The organism is Phreatobacter stygius (assembly GCF_005144885.1).
Taxonomy (GTDB): Bacteria; Pseudomonadota; Alphaproteobacteria; order Rhizobiales; family Phreatobacteraceae; genus Phreatobacter; species Phreatobacter stygius.
This window is the reverse complement of sequence record NZ_CP039690.1, coordinates 7,258,336-7,274,685: the sequence shown is the minus strand read 5'-3', so window position 1 is coordinate 7,274,685 and position 16,350 is coordinate 7,258,336. Positions and strand designations below refer to the sequence as shown.

Below are 16,350 nucleotides of genomic sequence, written 5' to 3'. Positions count from 1 at the left end.
GATGAGCAAGGCCGGCAGCGACGCAAAGAACACGCTCTACTGCTCGTTCTGCGGCAAGAGCCAGCACGAGGTTCGCAAGCTGATCGCGGGCCCGACGGTGTTCATCTGCGACGAGTGCGTCGAACTGTGCATGGACATCATCCGCGAGGAATCGAAGTCCGCGCTGGTGAAGTCGAAGGACGGGATTCCGACGCCGAAGGAAATCTGCAAGGTCCTGGACGATTATGTGATCGGCCAGTTCCATGCCAAGCGCGTGCTGTCGGTGGCGGTGCACAACCACTACAAGCGGCTCAATCACGCGACCAAGCACAATGACGTCGAGCTGTCGAAGTCGAACATCCTGCTGATCGGGCCGACCGGCTCGGGCAAGACGCTGCTCGCGCAGACGCTCGCCCGTATCCTCGACGTGCCGTTCACCATGGCGGACGCGACCACGCTGACGGAAGCCGGTTATGTCGGCGAGGATGTCGAGAACATCATCCTGAAGCTGCTGCAGGCGTCGGACTACAATGTCGAGCGGGCGCAGCGCGGCATCGTCTATATTGACGAAATCGACAAGATTTCGCGCAAATCGGACAATCCGTCGATCACCCGCGACGTGTCGGGCGAGGGCGTGCAGCAGGCGCTCCTGAAGATCATGGAAGGCACGGTCGCGAGCGTTCCGCCGCAGGGCGGCCGCAAGCATCCGCAGCAGGAATTCCTGCAGGTGGACACCTCCAACATCCTGTTCATCTGCGGCGGCGCCTTTGCCGGCCTGGAAAAGATCATCTCGACCAAGGGGCAGGGCACCTCGATCGGCTTCGGCGCCAAGGTGCGGGCTCCCGAGGATCGCCGGACCGGCGAGATCTTCCGCGAGGTCGAGCCCGAGGATCTCCTGAAATATGGCCTCATTCCGGAGTTTGTCGGCCGCCTGCCGGTGCTGGCAACCCTGGAAGACCTCGACGAAACGGCGCTGAAGCGCATCCTGACCGAGCCGAAGAACGCGCTGGTGAAGCAGTATCAGCGGCTGTTCGAGATGGAGAATGTCGACCTGTCGTTCCACGAGGACGCGCTCGGCGCGGTCGCCCGCAAGGCGATCGACCGCAAGACCGGCGCGCGTGGGCTGCGTTCCATCATGGAGAGCATCCTGCTCGACACGATGTACGACCTGCCGGGGCTGGAAGGCGTCGAGGAGGTGGTCATCTCCGACGAGGTGGTGCAGGGCAAGGCGCACCCGCTCTACATCTATTCGGAGAAGGAAAAGGCTGCGAGCGCCTGAGGCGCTGCGACCGGCGAGATCTGGGAAAGGCGGGCCGCAAGAGCCCGCCTTTTTCGTTGTGCGCCCAGCATGGGCGCAATCTTGGAGGTGGAAGTCCTCCCGTAAGCTGGCCACAGCGAACGAAGCGAAGCGCAACTGCGGAAGGGCGACCGACCGTGGGGAGGAAGCGTGGAGCGTAACCCGCGAGACGATGGACAAGAACCGGATAGAAGGCGGTGTCGAGCAGGGCGAGCGGGCAACGAACCGCAAAGCCCTTGTGGTCAAGGCTCGATGACGTAAATCCGGCGTTTGTGCGGGGAAGGATTGCGTTCTTACCTGGGGAGATCTCGCCTCGTGCCTGAAAGGGCGACGGTGTCGAACCGGAGCGAGAAGTCAGCCGAGGTCGTAGTAGCCGGCGGGCCACCGTCGGCGAAGGACCGAACGAGAGAGAGTGAAGTTCCCCCAAGGATGAGCAAGGCCATGCGTCAGATGCCGGGTACGCCCGGGAAGCGGGAGAGGCGAACGGGTGAAGCCCGCTCGGGCTCCTGTCTCGACGAAGCCGCGCCCCCGCCCCGGACCAGGAACGACACGGGGCCGGGACTGCTCGAAGCGGTTCTGGCGCGAGAGAACCTTCTGCGGGCCTTGAAGCAGGTGCGCGCCAACAAGGGTGCGGCAGGCGTGGATGGTCTGGATATCGACCAGACGGCCAGCATGCTGCGAACCGACTGGTCCGTGATCCGCGACAGTCTGCTGAAGGGGACGTACCAGCCGCAGCCGGTGCGTCGCGTGATGATCCCGAAGCCGGGGGGAGGCGAGCGCGAGCTCGGCATCCCGACGGTGCTGGATCGCCTGATCCAACAGGCGCTCCTGCAAGTCCTGCAGCCGATCCTTGATCCGACCTTCAGCGAGCACAGCTACGGCTTCCGCCCGGGCAGACGCGCACACGATGCCGTTTTGGCGGCGCAATCGTTCGTGCAGTCCGGGCGGCGGGTTGTGGTGGATGTCGACCTGGAGAAGTTCTTCGACCGGGTGGACCACGACATCCTGATCGATCGTCTGCGCCGGAAGGTCCCGGATCCCGGCGTTATCCGTCTGGTCCGTGCCTTCCTGAACGCTGACATTGTTGATGGGGATGCGGTCATCAAGCGGACCAGGGGCACGCCGCAAGGTGGCCCGCTGTCACCGCTGCTGGCCAACGTGCTGCTCGACGAGGTGGACAAGGAGCTTGAACGACGCGGCCATGCCTTCTGCCGCTATGCCGACGACAGCAACGTCTATGTGCGGTCCAGGCGGGCGGGCGAGCGGGTCATGGCTCTGCTGCGACGACTCTACGGCCGGCTTCATCTGACGGTGAACGAGACCAAGAGTGCCGTGGCTTCCGTCTTCGGCCGCCGCTTTCTCGGCTACGCCTTCTGGGTGGCGCCGGGTCGGGTGGTCAAACGGCGGGTCGCCGACAAGGCGATCAAGGCGTTCAAGACCCGGATCCGTGAACTGACACCCCGGGTGACCGGGCGATCGTTAACAGCGGTGACGGCGCGGTTGTGCTCCTTCGTGCTGGGGTGGAAAGCCTACTTCCGACTGGCGCAAACACCCAAGGTCTGGCGCGAGCTGGACGAGTGGATGCGTCATCGCTTGCGGGCCATCCAGCTCAAGCACTGGAAGCGGGGCAGGACAATCCTTCGGGAGCTGATAGCGATGGGAGCCAAACCCAACGTCGCTCAGAAGGTAGCGGGAAACTCCCGCTGCTGGTGGCGCAACAGCGGGATGCTCCTCAACTCAGTCCTCACGATCAAATGGGCCGACCAACTGGGAATGCCCAGGCTCGCCTGACCTCAATCTCTCGAACCGCCCGGTGCGGACCCGCATGCCGGGTGGTGTGGCAGGGGTGCGGTCAAACGACCGCCCCCTATGCCGATTTGGCACAGCCTGGACCTGCAAACCGGCCGGGCGTCCCGAAATGGCAGGCGGTCAAAAAGAAAGGCGGGCTTGTGAAGCCCGCCTGAAGGTGGAGGTCTGCGGAGGAAGCGGTCAGGTGATCAGTCGTAGGAGAAGCGGGTGCCGCGGCCGGTCCAGGTCAGCGTGACATTGCTCACCTGGCAAAGGTTGATTTCGCGGGCTTCGGACTTGTCGCCATCGTCATAGACGATGCGCAGGTCGAACATGCAGGCCTGGGTCCGGCGCGGGAAGGTGATGTTGCGGCGGGTGCCGGATGGCATCACGCCGTCGCCGAGGATGTCGCGGCCCCAGTTGTTGTTGGCCGACGGGCTGACATAGACCTCGTTGACCTGGAAGCCAGTGCGGTTGACCAGCGAGAAGTTCTGCTGGGCCTGGGCGAAGGCTTCGGTCGAGACCACCACCGAGGCGGCGGCAAGGGATGCAAGGAAAAGGCGGCGGCGCATGGGACACTCCCGTGGTTCTGCTGTGAAGCCGAATGAGGAACCGCGCCGAGATCCTGGCCGTGTCGCTGCGGTCCTTGCCGCCTGGCCGATGCGATCCCTTGAGGGGATGCAGCGGTCTGGCAGGTTCGGCCGGCGGCCCGTCCTCCTCGTCGAGGCGTGACCTCTGACTAGGTGTTTGATCCCGGGCTTTGATGGTGCAATCTCGATGCAGGAATCGAGGGACGCGCTATGGGCCAGGTTCTCCACGGGAGCGCCACGACGACTGAGGCGGTCCGTCGAGCGATACAACATAGTCAAGAGAGCCTGAGGGCTCTGTCTAAGCGCTACGGGATTAACCAGAAGACGGTCGCGAAGTGGAAGAAGCGGACCTCGGTGACCGATGTGCCGACCGGGCCGAAGAACCCGACTTCGACAGTGCTGACGATTGAGGAAGAGGCCGTGATCGTCGCCTTCCGGAAGCATACTTTGCTGCCGCTCGACGACTGCCTCTATGCGCTACAGCCGACGATCCCGACGCTGACGCGGTCATCCCTGCACCGCTGCCTGCAGCGTCACGGGATCAGCCGCCTGCCCGAGGTCGAAGGCGAGAAGCCGGCGAAGACGAAGTTCAAATCCTATCCGATCGGCTTCTTCCACATCGATATCGCCGAGGTGCAGACCGCTGAGGGCAAGCTGTACCTCTATGTCGCCATCGATCGCACGAGCAAATTCGCCGTCGTACAGATCGTCAGGAAGACGGGGCGGACCTCCGCGTCAGCCTTCCTCTCGGCCTTGATCGAGGCCGTCCCCTACAAGATCCATACCGTTCTCACCGACAACGGCATCCAGTTCACCTTCCCGCCACGGTATGCCGATGGTCCGACGGCGCGCTACGTGACGCACATGTTCGGCATGCGCTGCCAGGAGAACGGCATCGAGCACCGCCTCACCAAGGTGAAGCACCCTTGGACGAACGGCCAGGTCGAGCGCATGAACCGCACCATCAAAGAAGCCACCGTCAAGCGTTACCACTACGACAGCCACCGGCAGTTCGAAGCGCATCTCGCCGACTTCGTCAGCGCCTACAATTTCGGGCGGAGGCTGAAGACCCTCAAGGGCCTCACACCCTACGAATTCATCTGCAAACTCTGGACAACAGAGCCTCAACGATTCAGGCTCGATCCACTCCATCAAATGCCGGGACTAAACAACTAGGGCGCGAATGTTTCAGGGTTTCGCCGTGCCGCGCCACGTCATGTGGCCGCCGAATGCAATTGTTTCAGCCGGGTTGCGCGGGCGCCCCCAAGGGCGATCGGGCGGCGATCGGGCGGCGATCTGGTGAGCGATCTCTTGGCCTCGGCGGAGCCATGCGCCTGGGCGATGGCGGCCAACTTGTGGGCGCTGCACAAACGGGTCCCTCGGCTGCCTTGACACCTCATGGGTGCACCGCCACCTAATGGTAACCGACAGACCCCCGGGCACGGTTCATGCCAGGGGTCGGCCAAGCGCCACGAGCGCCTTTGGGTTGCCGCATCGGCTCCCCAGCAGGGCCTCATTCCCGCCGCCGTCCCCGCGCGACATATGTGGCAGGCATGTGCACGCCCCGGTTCATCCGAGCGCCGCGTCGGAACGGGCCCATAAGGGCCGTTTTTAACGGCGTGTCGAGCAAAGGACGAAAGCATCATGAGCGAGACCAAGAAGCGTCCGCCCCTCACCCCCGGCGAAGCCAAGAGCTTCCCCGTTCTGCCGTTGCGCGACATCGTGGTGTTTCCCCACATGATCGTGCCGCTGTTCGTCGGCCGCGAGAAATCGATTCGCGCGCTCGAGGAGGTGATGCGTGCCGAAACGCATATCCTGCTCGCCACCCAGATGAATGCGCAGGACGACGATCCGGCGCCGGAAGCAATCTATGACATCGGTACGCTGGCCAGCGTCCTGCAGCTGCTGAAGCTGCCCGACGGCACCGTCAAGGTGCTGGTCGAAGGCGTCACCCGCGCCAAGATCGCCGGCTACTCCACCCGCGAGGACTTTTACGAGGCCGAAGCGACCGTGGTGGCCGACGAGATCGGCGACAAGGTCCAGGTCCAGGCGCTGGCGCGCTCGGTCGTCACCGAGTTCGAAGGCTATGTGAAGCTGAACAAGAAGGTCTCGCCCGAGATCGTCTCGGTGGTCGGCCAGATCGAGGATGCCTCGAAGCTCGCCGATACGGTGGCCTCCCATATCGCGGTCAAGATCTCCGACAAGCAGACCGTGCTGGAGACGCTCGACGTCGCCAAGCGCCTGGAAAAGGCGCTCGGCCTGATGGAGAGCGAAATCTCGGTGCTGCAGGTCGAGAAGAAGATCCGCACCCGCGTCAAGCGGCAGATGGAGAAGACCCAGCGCGAGTATTATCTCAACGAGCAGATGAAGGCGATCCAGAAGGAGCTCGGCGACGAAGAGGGCCGCGACGAACTGGTCGAACTCGAAGACAAGATCAAGCGGACCAAGCTGTCCAAGGAAGCCCGCGACAAGGCCCATCACGAGCTGAAGAAGCTGCGTCAGATGTCGCCGATGTCGGCGGAAGCCACCGTCGTGCGCAACTATCTCGACTGGATGCTGTCGCTGCCCTGGGGCAAGAAGTCGAAGATCAAGAAGGACCTCGCCGGCGCCCAGCTGACGCTCGACAACGACCATTTCGGGCTCGACAAGGTCAAGGACCGCATCGTCGAGTACCTGGCCGTGCAGCAGCGCGCCAACAAGCTGACCGGGCCGATCCTGTGCCTCGTCGGTCCTCCCGGCGTCGGCAAGACCTCGCTCGGCAAGTCGATCGCCCGGGCCACGGGTCGTGAATTCGTCCGCATCTCGCTCGGCGGCGTGCGTGACGAGGCCGAGATCCGCGGTCACCGGCGCACCTATATCGGCTCCATGCCCGGCAAGATCATCCAGTCGATGAAGAAGGCCAAGACGGCGAACCCGCTGTTCCTGCTCGACGAAATCGACAAGATGGGCCAGGACTTCCGGGGCGACCCCTCGGCGGCGCTCCTGGAGGTGCTCGATCCCGAGCAGAACGCCACCTTCAACGACCATTACCTCGAGGTCGATTTCGACCTGTCGAGCGTCATGTTCGTGACCACGGCCAATACGCTCAACATCCCGCCGGCCCTGCTGGACCGGATGGAGACGATCCGTATCGCCGGCTATACCGAGGACGAAAAGCGCGAAATCGCCAAGAAGCACCTGATCCCCAACGCCATCAAGAAGCATGGCCTGGCGGAGAAGGAATGGTCGATCGACGACGAAGCGCTGATGAGCGTGATCCGCCGCTATACCCGCGAGGCGGGCGTGCGCAACCTCGAACGTGAAATGTCCAATCTCGTCCGCAAGGCCGTGAAGGACCTCACCTTGACCAAGAAGAAGACGATCAAGGTGACGCCGAAGGTGGTCGAGGATTATCTCGGCGTGCCGCGCTATCGCTACGGCATGGCGGAGACCGAGGATCAGGTGGGCGCGGTGACGGGCCTGGCCTGGACCGAGGTCGGCGGCGAGCTGTTGACCATCGAAGCCGTGATGATGCCCGGCAAGGGCCGCATGACGGTGACCGGCAACCTCCGGGACGTGATGAAGGAATCGATCAGCGCCGCGGCATCCTATGTCCGCTCGCGTGCCATCGATTACGGCATCAAGCCGCCGCTCTACGACAAGCGCGACGTGCACGTCCACGTGCCGGAAGGGGCGACCCCGAAGGATGGTCCGTCGGCCGGCATCGCCATGGCGACCGCCATCGTGTCGGTCATGTCGGGCATTCCGATCCGCAAGGACATCGCTATGACCGGCGAGGTCACCTTGCGCGGCCGGGTGCTGCCGATCGGCGGCCTGAAGGAGAAGCTGCTGGCGGCGCTGCGCGGCGGTCTGAAGATTGTCCTCATCCCCGAGGAGAATGCCAAGGACCTGGCGGAGATCCCGGACAACGTGAAGAACGGGCTGGAAATCATCCCGGTCGCGCGCATGGACGAAGTGCTCAAGCATGCCCTGATCCGGCAGCCCGTGCCGATCGTCTGGGACGAGGAGGCGGAGCCCGTGGCATCGCCGAAAACCGGCGATGACGACGCGGCCGGCGCGCTCGCGCACTGAGCTTGCAGGTTCGAACTGTTGAAAACCCCGGGTCTCGACCCGGGGTTTTCTGTTGAAAGCGGCGGATTTCATGGCTTTGCGGCTTGGAAAAGCCGCGCCAGCCTTGATTTCCACCTCGTCACACGGCACAGCATGTCGTCCTCGCCGGCAGCGGAATCCCTGATTCCCGGCCCGGCTAGATCAAGGAGAAAAGCCGTGACCAAGAACGAACTGATCGCAGCTGTTGCGGAGAAGGCAGGCCTGACGAAGGCGCAGGCGGGTTCTTCCGTGGATGCCACGTTCGACATCATCGAAGCCACGCTGAAGTCTGGCGGCGACGTGAAGCTGGTAGGCTTCGGCGCGTTTTCGGTGAGCAACCGCGCTGCCCGCGATGGCCGTGATCCGCGCACCGGCAAGCCGGTCAAGATCGCCGCTTCGAAGGCACCCAAGTTCTCGGCCGGTAAGGGCCTGAAGGACGCCGTCAACAGCTGACGGATCGAGCAGTGCTTCGCGAACGCCGCCGGGTCTCCCGGCGGCGTTCGCCGTTTCCGGGGCGCGCGGTTTTGGCCGCGCCTCTTGCCTGCGAGGGCCGAGGCGTCTACATGGCCCGCATGGATCCGATCTGATCGGCCAGGGCGGTTAGCTCAGTTGGTAGAGCGCCTGCTTTACACGCAGGATGTCGGCGGTTCGAGCCCGTCACTGCCCACCATTCCTTTCGCGCAGGGCCGCACCGTCAACCCTCGCCCACATCTGTGTGGGAGAGGGTGGCTCGGCAAAAGCGAGAGCTTTTGCCTGTGCGGAGCGGCCGGGTGAGGGTGGTTGCGTCCCTGCAAGGCGCGCATGCGGCCATCAGATGATGCGGAGCGCCGACTTGTGGCCGCTCCCGGCGCAGCCGCATTGAGCGACACCGGATGCATTGACACTTGGCGGAGCCGGCGGGCGAACGGCTGAATTCGACGCCCCGGCCATCATCTCGGCCCGGAATGCAGGTTGCGGGCCGACGCAACGACCCTCACCCGGGTCCTCCGGACCCACCCTCTCCCGCGCAGACGCGGGCGGAGGGTTGGCCCGTCACGCCGCGCGCGGTCGCGCCAGCGCGGCGCCGGGCCAGAGCCTGGCGGCGACGCGGGCATATTGCGGCGGCAGGCTGAGGCTCGCGCCGAGCGCCTCGGCGGCATGCCAGCCCCAGCGCGGATCATCGAGAATGGCGCGCCCGAGCGCCACCTGGTCGGCGGCGCCGCTGGCGACGATCTCCTCGGCATGGTCGGCCCGAGCAATCATGCCGACCGCACGGGTGGCGATGCCGGCCTTTGCCCTGACCTCGCGGGCGAAGGGCACCTGGTAGCCGGGCGATACCTGGACCCGGACCTTCGGATGAATGCCGCCGGACGACAGGCAGACGAAGGCCAGCCCCGCCGCCTTCAGCGCGGCGGCGAGCGCCACCGCGTCGGCGACCTCAAGGCCGTCCTCGGCCCAGTCCTGGCCGGTGATGCGGGCGCCGAGCGCTATCCTGTCCGGCAAGGCCGCCTTGACGGCGCCGGCAATGGCGAGCGGCCAGGAGAAGCGGTTGGTCCGGCTGCCGCCCAGGCCGTCGTCGCGCCGGTTGGAGATCGGGCTCATCACATTGTGCAGGAGATAACCGTGCGCCATGTGCAGCTCGACCACGTCGAAGCCGATCCGTGCGGCGCGCTCGGCGGCCAAGACGAAGGCCTGGGTGATCCGCGCGATGTCCTCGGCATCGACCGCCTTGGGCCGGTGCCAGCCGTCGTCGAAGGCAATGGCCGAGGCGGCCAGGACATCCCAGGGATCGGCGCCGGGCTTCAGGGCGAGGCCGCCCTCCCAGGGCCGCTCCGCCGAGCCCTTGCGGCCGGCATGGCCGATCTGGATGCCGAAGCGGGTGCCGGGCAGGGCAACCGTGCGGGCGGCCGCCAGCACCCGCGTGAGCGCCGCCTCATTGGCGTCGGAATAGAGGCCGAGGCAGCCATGGGTGATCCGCCCGGCACGTTCGACCGCGGTGGCTTCGAGCACGACGAGGCCTGCGCCCGACATGGCGAGCGTCATCAGATGCTGCAGGTGCCAGTCGTTGGCGCAGCCGTCATTGGCGGAATATTGGCACATCGGCGCGACCACGATGCGGTTCGGCACATGCAAGGGGCCGAGGTCGAGAGGCGTGAACAGCTGGCTCATGGAAAAGGTCTCCTGAGCCGATCTGGCCGGAAAGCTCGCGCAACGGCAAGCGCCCCGGCGCGCTGCCTGCATGTGTCCGGCGCAGGTCACCCCGGACGGCCCGCTGTGGCTGTTGCGGGGCATTCCGGGTAAGGCAACAGTCCGTTCTCCGAAAGAGCTGTTCCACGGAACATACATCCTGCGGAGCGCCGGAAGCCCGCTATCGGAATTCTTCGGAAACGCCATGACCGCGACGACACAGGACATGCTGGCCGCCGGTGACCGGCTGGCCCGCCGCAATGCCTTCATCCTGTCGCTGGCGACGGCGCTGGCCGGTGCCAATACCACCGTCATGTTCGCCACCGGCGCCATTGTCGGCGCCGGGCTTGCGCCGTCGCGCTCGCTGGCGACCCTGCCGATCTCGATCTTTGTGGTCGGGCTCGCCGCGGCCTCGCTGCCGGTCGGCATGCTGATCCACCGGTTCGGGCGCCGGGCCGCCTATCAGATCGCCACCTCGGCCGGCGTGCTGACCGGCCTGTTCGGTTATCTCGGCGTGACGCTGGCCAGCTTTCCGATCTTCTGCCTCGCCACCTTCTGCGCCGGCTTCTATGCCTCGGCCGCCCAGAGCTATCGCTTCGCCGCCGCCGACACGGCGTCGGATGCGTTCCGGCCGAAGGCGATTTCCTGGGTCATGACCGGTGGCATCATTGCCGGCGTGGTCGGGCCGCAACTGGTGGTCTGGACCAAGGATGCGATGCCACCTGTCTTGTTTGCCGGCACCTTTATCGGCCAGGCGGTGGTGGCGATCCTCGCCGGCGTGATCCTGTCGTTCATCGATATCCCCAAGCCGAAGCCGGTGGCCGCGGCGGCGCGCCGGCCGGTGTCGCGTTTTTTCCGCGACCGCGCCTTCCTGACCGCGGTGGTCTGCGGCGCCGCCACCTACATGCTGATGAATTTCGTGATGACCGCGGCGCCGCTCGCCATGATCGGCTGCGGCCACGGCGTCGACGACGCGGCCTATGGTATCCAGTGGCACGTCATCGCCATGTATGGCCCGAGTTTCTTCACCGGCGGCCTGATCAGCCGCTTCGGCGCGCCGCGAATCGTCGCCGCCGGCCTGGCCCTGACCGCGCTTGCGGCGGTTGCCGGGCTTGCAGGGCTGACCGTCGCGCATTTTTACCTTGCCCTGGTGCTGCTCGGGCTCGGCTGGAATTTCGGCTATATCGGCGCCAGTGCCATGGTCGCGGCGACTGCCCAGCCGGAAGAACGCACCCAGGTTCAGTCGATCAACGACTTCTGCGTTTTCGGCGTGATGGCGGTCGGATCCTTCTCTTCCGGGCAGATTCTGACCAATTATGGCTGGGACATGGTCAATTGGGTGGTCTTCCCGATCGTCCTGGTCGCCGCCGTGTCGCTGGCGTTCGGAACCCTGCGCCGGGTTCCTTCGACGGCTCATTGATCGCCTAACGACCGAGGCTCGACGAACCTCTCTTCCGTTGCTTACCGGGACAGACTTTGGCAAAAAAGCGACGGTCCCGCGACAGCCGGCGTCCCCAGCGCTGCGCGCGGTGAACAAGAGGCAAGAAGAGCCGGTCGAAGTGGCCGGTCGGTCGTCCATTCGGACGGCTGGTCGAGAGGAACGTTTTCAATGAGCACAGCCCTTTGGGTGGTAATTATCGGCTGCGGACTATTGTCCGTGGTCTATGGCGCTTGGGCGACCAAGTCGCTGATGGCACAGGATCCGGGTTCGGCGCGCATGCAGGAGATCGCGGGCGCGATCGCCGAGGGCGCGCAGGCCTATCTCCGCCGCCAATATCTGACGATCTCGATCGTCGGCATCGTCATTCTCGTAGGGCTGTATTTCCTGCTCGGCGGCATCGTCGCCATCGGCTTCCTGATCGGCGCGCTGCTCTCGGGCGCCGCCGGCTTCATCGGCATGAACGTTTCGGTGCGCGCCAATGTGCGCACGGCCCAGGCGGCGACCAAGTCGCTCGCCGCCGGCCTCGACATCGCCTTCAAGGCCGGTGCGGTCACCGGCCTGCTGGTCGCTGGTCTCGCGCTGCTCGGCGTTGCCGGCTACTATTGGGTGCTGACCGGCCCGATGGGGCTCGGCATCGCCAGCCGCACGGTCATCGACGCCCTGGTGGCGCTCGGCTTCGGCGCATCGCTGATCTCGATCTTCGCCCGTCTCGGCGGCGGCATCTTCACCAAGGGTGCCGATGTCGGCGCCGATCTGGTCGGCAAGGTCGAAGCCGGCATTCCCGAAGATGACCCGCGCAACCCGGCCACGATCGCCGACAATGTCGGCGACAATGTCGGCGACTGCGCCGGCATGGCCGCCGACCTGTTCGAGACCTATGCGGTGACCGTGGTCGCCACCATGGTGCTGGCGGCGATCTTCTTCGCCAAGGCCTCGCCCGCGGTGCTCCAGGCCGCGCTGATGTATCCCCTGGCGATCTGCGCGGTGTGCATCGTCACCTCGATCGCCGGCACCTTCTTCGTCAAGCTCGGCGCCTCGAACTCGATCATGGGCGCGCTCTACAAGGGCCTGATCGCCACCGGCCTGCTGTCGATCGTCGGCCTTGCCGGTGCAACCCAGTTCGTCACCGGCTGGGGTGAGCTCGGCGTGGTCGCCGGCCAGTCGGTCACCGGCAGGGCGCTGTTCATCTGCGGCCTGGTCGGCCTGGCCGTTACCGGCCTGATCGTCTGGATCACCGAATATTACACCGGCACCGGCAAGCGTCCGGTCGTGTCGATCGCCCAGGCCTCGGTCACCGGTCACGGCACCAATGTGATCCAGGGCCTCGCCGTGTCGCTCGAATCGACCGCGCTGCCGGCGATCGTCATCGTCGGCGGCATTATCGCCACCTTCCAGCTCGCCGGCCTCTACGGCACGGCGATCGCGGTCACCACCATGCTCGGCCTCGCCGGCATGATCGTGGCGCTCGATGCCTTCGGCCCGGTCACCGACAATGCCGGCGGCATTGCCGAAATGGCCGGCCTGCCCAAGGAAGTGCGCCAGTCGACCGATGCGCTCGACGCGGTCGGCAACACCACCAAGGCGGTCACCAAGGGTTATGCCATCGGTTCGGCCGGCCTCGGTGCGCTGGTGCTGTTCGCCGCCTATACCAACGACCTGCAGCAGTTCATCGACGCGGGCCTGCCCTATTTCAGGGACGTCGGTAAGGTCTCCTTCGACCTGTCCAACCCCTATGTGGTGGCCGGCCTGATCTTCGGTGGCCTCATCCCCTACCTGTTCGGCGGCATTGCCATGACCGCGGTCGGCCGGGCTGCCGGCTCGGTGGTCGAGGAAGTGCGCCGCCAGTTCAAGGAAAAGCCGGGCATCATGGCCGGCACGGAGCGGCCGGATTACGGCCGGGCCGTCGACATGCTGACCCGCGCGGCGATCAAGGAAATGATCATTCCCTCGCTGCTGCCGGTGCTGGCACCGCTGGTCGCCTATTTCGGCGTGCTGTGGCTGTCCGGCTCGAAGGCCTCGGCGTTTGCCGCGCTCGGCGCTTCGCTGCTCGGCGTGATCGTCAACGGCCTGTTCGTGGCGATCTCGATGACCTCGGGCGGCGGCGCCTGGGACAATGCCAAGAAGTCCTTCGAGGACGGCTTCGTCGACAAGGACGGGGTCAAGCACCTGAAGGGCTCCGACGCGCACAAGGCCTCGGTGACCGGCGATACCGTCGGCGACCCCTACAAGGACACGGCCGGCCCCGCCGTGAACCCGGCGATCAAGATCTGCAACATCGTGGCGCTGCTGCTGCTGGCGATCCTCGCGCACTGAACGAGGTCGGCCGGTTCTTGAAACACCAGACCCCGCGGAGCGATCCGCGGGGTTTCTTTTTGGCCAAGGCGCATCAGCTCGCCGCGATCGGCCGCCCGGCCTCGGCGAGCAGCCATTCGCGCAAGGCCAGGACGCGCGGGTCCTGGCTGCTGCGCTCCGGGTAGACCAGGTGATAGGTATAGTCCTGCGCCACGCTGAGGCCGATGTCGAACAGCCGCACCAGCCGGCCCTGGGCGAGGTCGCCGGCGATCATCGCGAGATCTGCAAGACCAACGCCGCCGCCTTCGATGACCGCCTGCACGACCTGGCTGGTTTCGGCGAAGGCGACACATCGGCTGTCGTCGAAGTCATCGATGCCGGCCGCGGCCATCCACATGCGCCAGTTCGGCCAGGCCATGCCTTCGGCTTTTCGGTCGGCATAGCAGAGCGTGTGGTGAAACAGATCCCGCGGCGTCTCCAGCCTGGGACCGGTTTCAATCAGTTTCGGGCTGCAGATCGGGGCTATGACCGTGTCGAACAGGCGATCCGAGCGCGCCGGCCGGTAATGGCCGGCGCCGAAGCGTATCGCCACATCGACATCGTCGGTGTCGAAATCCCTGACCTGATCGGTAATATCGAATGTCAGCTCCAGGGTCGGGTTCGCGGCCCTGAACCGCGGCAGTCTCGGCAAGAGCCAGTTGGTCGCAAATCGTGCGCCGAGCGACAGGCGCAGCTGCGCTGAGCCGCGCGCCAGTCTTCGGGCGCGGCCGGCGGCGCGCTGCAAGAGGTCCAGCGCGTCGGTGACCGCCTCGAACAGCACCACGCCGGCTGGGGTCAGCTGAATGCGGCGGCTGGTGCGGGTGAACAGCACGACGCCCAGCTGATCCTCGATGTCCTTGATCTGGTAGCTGACCGCCGCCGGCGTCAGCCCGACCTCGTCGGCGGCGCGCGTGAAGTTCAGATGCCGCCCGGCCGCTTCGAAGGTCCTGAGGGCGCGTGTTCCCGGCAGCATGCGGTCCATCGATCTTCAAGCCATGTTTGATGATCGGACGAAAACTACTTGTTTTTCAGTGTCGCCTCAATCGGCGATGATCTCCTGACTTGACGATCATGTCTGGCGGGACACGGCCTTGCCGCGTCCCGGTCCAAAATGCCTGGAGTGCAGCGATGTCAGCGGGTTCTTTTGTGGTTCAACGCATTGGCCGGGCGGCGACGGTCGAGGATCTGGCGCCGCTCGCCTTCGCCGGTTACGCCCATTTCACCGCCATGCAGGTGCGTGGCGGCCAGGTCCGCGGCCTCGACCTGCATCTGGAACGGCTCAGGTCCGCCTCGGTGGCGTTGTTCGGCCAGGCCTTGTCCGACGATCGGGTGCGGTCCCATCTCAGGGCGGCACTGGCGGCTGGTCCGGCTGACCTCTCGATGACCGCCACGGTCTATTCGCCGGCGGGCGAGTTCACCGTGGCCGGGGCCGATGTCGAGCTGCAGCTGCTTGTGCGTACCGGAGCGGCCGCGTCCGGGCCGCAGGGCCCGCTGACCCTGGCGACGGTCGAGCACGAACGCGTCCTCCCGGCCCTGAAGCATGTCGGCGAGGTGGCCAAGACCTATTTCCTGCGCGAGGCCGTTCGACAGGGTTTCGACGATGCCGCTTTCGTCGACCGCCGGGGCCGGCTCAGCGAGGCATCGATCTGGAACCTGGCCTTTTGGGACGGCGCCGCGGTGGTGTGGCCGGAGGCCGAGATGTTGGGCGGCACCACGATGGGCATCGTCCGCCGGCAGTTGGATCGGCTCGGCATTCACCAGCGCAGCCAGGCGGTGACGCCGGCCGACCTGCCGGCCTTGGCCGGGGCCGTGGTGATGAACTCGTGGACGCCGGGTGTGGCGGTCCACCGGATCGGCCCGGCGCGCTTGCCCGAGGCGCCGGCCTTCCTGGATCTGCTGCACCGGGCCTACCAGGCCGAACCGCTGACCGCGCCGTGACGGCCGGTCCCGCCGAATTCCCGGACCGAACCGCGAAAAAAAGCCCCGTCTTTCAACGGGGCTTTTTTGACTTTTCGTGCGACCCGCCGTGGCGGGCCGTTCGGCCGCGGCAGGGCGCGTCTTCAGGTCAGGAGCGCGGACCCTGGAGGATCTGGCGCAACAGGCTGGCCTCTTCGCCGCCGCTGGTGGTCGAGCGGCTGATGAAGTCGAACACCTTGCCGTCCTGCAGGCCATAATTGGCGATCCGCTCGACCTTGCGTTCGCGGGTGAAATAGACCGCGATGATGTTGCGCTCGACCGTCCGCGGCGTCTGGAACATGAACGAGCGCTGCTGCTTCTCGTTGATGTAATAGAACACGTCGCCGCTGATGGTGGAGATGGTCGTCGGCGTGCCGAGCGCCACCAGCACCTGATCCTGGCTGTTGCCCGGCCGGACCTGGGCGAGCGCCTCCTCGGAGATCACATAGCCACGATTGAACGTCTCGCCCGTGGTAAAGGACGGCGGCGAGGGCAATGCCGGCGCGGACAAATTAAAGGACGGGCCGTTGGAGCATGCGCCGGTCATGAGAGCGGCACCGACCAGCAGCGCTGCTTTAGAAAAAGAGGACTTCACGGGCACCATTCGAACAACCTTCAACACCCCTGCGGCGTCGTGGACGCCGCCCCGCGCTTGAATGCGGGGGCGCGTTGACGTACCCCGCATGCGCATTCTTTTCAACCCAAAGCCGGAC

The 16,350-nt window shown here is 65.6% G+C and carries 12 protein-coding genes and 1 tRNA gene; 9 read left to right on the top strand and 4 right to left on the bottom strand.

Going from position 1 to position 16,350, the window contains the following annotated elements; translation table 11 throughout:
- The first annotated feature begins 1 nt into the window (after window position 1).
- Complete coding sequence (gene clpX, locus E8M01_RS34505) at window positions 2-1,258, top strand: ATP-dependent Clp protease ATP-binding subunit ClpX (RefSeq protein ID WP_136964311.1); 1,257 nt, start codon at window positions 2-4, stop codon at window positions 1,256-1,258.
- A gap of 459 nt (window positions 1,259-1,717) precedes the next feature.
- Window positions 1,718-3,067 carry a group II intron reverse transcriptase/maturase gene (gene ltrA / locus E8M01_RS34495; protein ID WP_246088531.1) on the top strand — a complete coding sequence of 450 codons (1,350 nt, stop codon included), beginning with the start codon at window positions 1,718-1,720 and terminating at the stop codon, window positions 3,065-3,067.
- Between the two features lie 206 nt (window positions 3,068-3,273).
- Here ltrA and E8M01_RS34490 read toward each other — a convergent pair whose 3' ends face one another.
- Window positions 3,274-3,636 (bottom strand): hypothetical protein, encoded by a 363-nt coding sequence (locus E8M01_RS34490; protein ID WP_136964310.1) that lies wholly within the window; start codon window positions 3,634-3,636, stop codon window positions 3,274-3,276.
- 228 nt (window positions 3,637-3,864) lie between these two features.
- Between E8M01_RS34490 and E8M01_RS34485 the strand changes: the two genes are divergently transcribed.
- The 4 genes from E8M01_RS34485 (at window position 3,865) to E8M01_RS34470 (ending at window position 8,413) form a co-directional block, all read left to right on the top strand.
- Window positions 3,865-4,830 (top strand): IS481 family transposase, encoded by a 966-nt coding sequence (locus E8M01_RS34485; RefSeq protein WP_136959840.1) that lies wholly within the window; start codon window positions 3,865-3,867, stop codon window positions 4,828-4,830.
- A gap of 468 nt (window positions 4,831-5,298) precedes the next feature.
- Window positions 5,299-7,725, top strand: coding sequence for an endopeptidase La (lon, locus tag E8M01_RS34480; RefSeq protein ID WP_136964309.1), 2,427 nt, complete (start codon window positions 5,299-5,301; stop codon window positions 7,723-7,725).
- Between the two features lie 18 nt (window positions 7,726-7,743).
- The gene (locus tag E8M01_RS34475; RefSeq protein ID WP_281287830.1) at window positions 7,744-8,196 is read left to right on the top strand and encodes an HU family DNA-binding protein; all 453 of its coding nucleotides are present in this window, start codon (window positions 7,744-7,746) and stop codon (window positions 8,194-8,196) included.
- 141 nt (window positions 8,197-8,337) lie between these two features.
- Window positions 8,338-8,413: transfer RNA gene (locus E8M01_RS34470), tRNA-Val, on the top strand.
- A 362-nt stretch (window positions 8,414-8,775) separates the two neighbouring features.
- Here E8M01_RS34470 and E8M01_RS34465 read toward each other — a convergent pair.
- The gene (locus tag E8M01_RS34465) at window positions 8,776-9,891 is read right to left on the bottom strand and encodes an NADH:flavin oxidoreductase/NADH oxidase (protein WP_136964307.1); all 1,116 of its coding nucleotides are present in this window, start codon (window positions 9,889-9,891) and stop codon (window positions 8,776-8,778) included.
- Between the two features lie 223 nt (window positions 9,892-10,114).
- On the opposite strand from E8M01_RS34465, the gene E8M01_RS34460 reads away from it, so the two are divergent.
- The gene (locus E8M01_RS34460) at window positions 10,115-11,329 is read left to right on the top strand and encodes an MFS transporter (protein WP_136964306.1); all 1,215 of its coding nucleotides are present in this window, start codon (window positions 10,115-10,117) and stop codon (window positions 11,327-11,329) included.
- Between the two features lie 189 nt (window positions 11,330-11,518).
- Window positions 11,519-13,663, top strand: coding sequence for a sodium-translocating pyrophosphatase (locus E8M01_RS34455; RefSeq protein WP_136964305.1), 2,145 nt, complete (start codon window positions 11,519-11,521; stop codon window positions 13,661-13,663).
- A gap of 73 nt (window positions 13,664-13,736) precedes the next feature.
- Here E8M01_RS34455 and E8M01_RS34450 read toward each other — a convergent pair whose 3' ends face one another.
- Window positions 13,737-14,654, bottom strand: a complete 918-nt coding sequence (locus E8M01_RS34450; RefSeq protein WP_342778656.1) for a LysR substrate-binding domain-containing protein — start codon at window positions 14,652-14,654, stop codon at window positions 13,737-13,739.
- Between the two features lie 155 nt (window positions 14,655-14,809).
- Here E8M01_RS34450 and E8M01_RS34445 point away from each other — a divergent pair, with 155 nt between their 5' ends.
- Window positions 14,810-15,619, top strand: a complete 810-nt coding sequence (locus tag E8M01_RS34445; RefSeq protein ID WP_136964303.1) for an aminotransferase class IV family protein — start codon at window positions 14,810-14,812, stop codon at window positions 15,617-15,619.
- A gap of 127 nt (window positions 15,620-15,746) precedes the next feature.
- Here the strand turns inward: E8M01_RS34445 and E8M01_RS34440 are convergent, their stop codons facing one another.
- The gene (locus E8M01_RS34440; RefSeq protein ID WP_170182192.1) at window positions 15,747-16,241 is read right to left on the bottom strand and encodes an outer membrane protein assembly factor BamE; all 495 of its coding nucleotides are present in this window, start codon (window positions 16,239-16,241) and stop codon (window positions 15,747-15,749) included.
- Between the last annotated feature and the right edge of the window lie 109 nt (window positions 16,242-16,350).

Excerpts from the sequence above, each read along its gene's own strand:
- clpX (WP_136964311.1), top strand. The coding sequence starts at position 2 with ATGAGCAAGGCCGGCAGCGACGCAAAGAACACGCTCTACTGCTCGTTC.
- ltrA (WP_246088531.1), top strand. The coding sequence starts at position 1,718 with ATGCGTCAGATGCCGGGTACGCCCGGGAAGCGGGAGAGGCGAACGGGT.
- E8M01_RS34490 (WP_136964310.1), bottom strand. The coding sequence starts at position 3,636 with ATGCGCCGCCGCCTTTTCCTTGCATCCCTTGCCGCCGCCTCGGTGGTG.
- E8M01_RS34485 (WP_136959840.1), top strand. The coding sequence starts at position 3,865 with ATGGGCCAGGTTCTCCACGGGAGCGCCACGACGACTGAGGCGGTCCGT.
- lon (WP_136964309.1), top strand. The coding sequence starts at position 5,299 with ATGAGCGAGACCAAGAAGCGTCCGCCCCTCACCCCCGGCGAAGCCAAG.
- E8M01_RS34465 (WP_136964307.1), bottom strand. The coding sequence starts at position 9,891 with ATGAGCCAGCTGTTCACGCCTCTCGACCTCGGCCCCTTGCATGTGCCG.
- E8M01_RS34460 (WP_136964306.1), top strand. The coding sequence starts at position 10,115 with ATGACCGCGACGACACAGGACATGCTGGCCGCCGGTGACCGGCTGGCC.
- E8M01_RS34455 (WP_136964305.1), top strand. The coding sequence starts at position 11,519 with ATGAGCACAGCCCTTTGGGTGGTAATTATCGGCTGCGGACTATTGTCC.
- E8M01_RS34450 (WP_342778656.1), bottom strand. The coding sequence starts at position 14,654 with ATGCTGCCGGGAACACGCGCCCTCAGGACCTTCGAAGCGGCCGGGCGG.
- E8M01_RS34445 (WP_136964303.1), top strand. The coding sequence starts at position 14,810 with ATGTCAGCGGGTTCTTTTGTGGTTCAACGCATTGGCCGGGCGGCGACG.
- E8M01_RS34440 (WP_170182192.1), bottom strand. The coding sequence starts at position 16,241 with ATGGTGCCCGTGAAGTCCTCTTTTTCTAAAGCAGCGCTGCTGGTCGGT.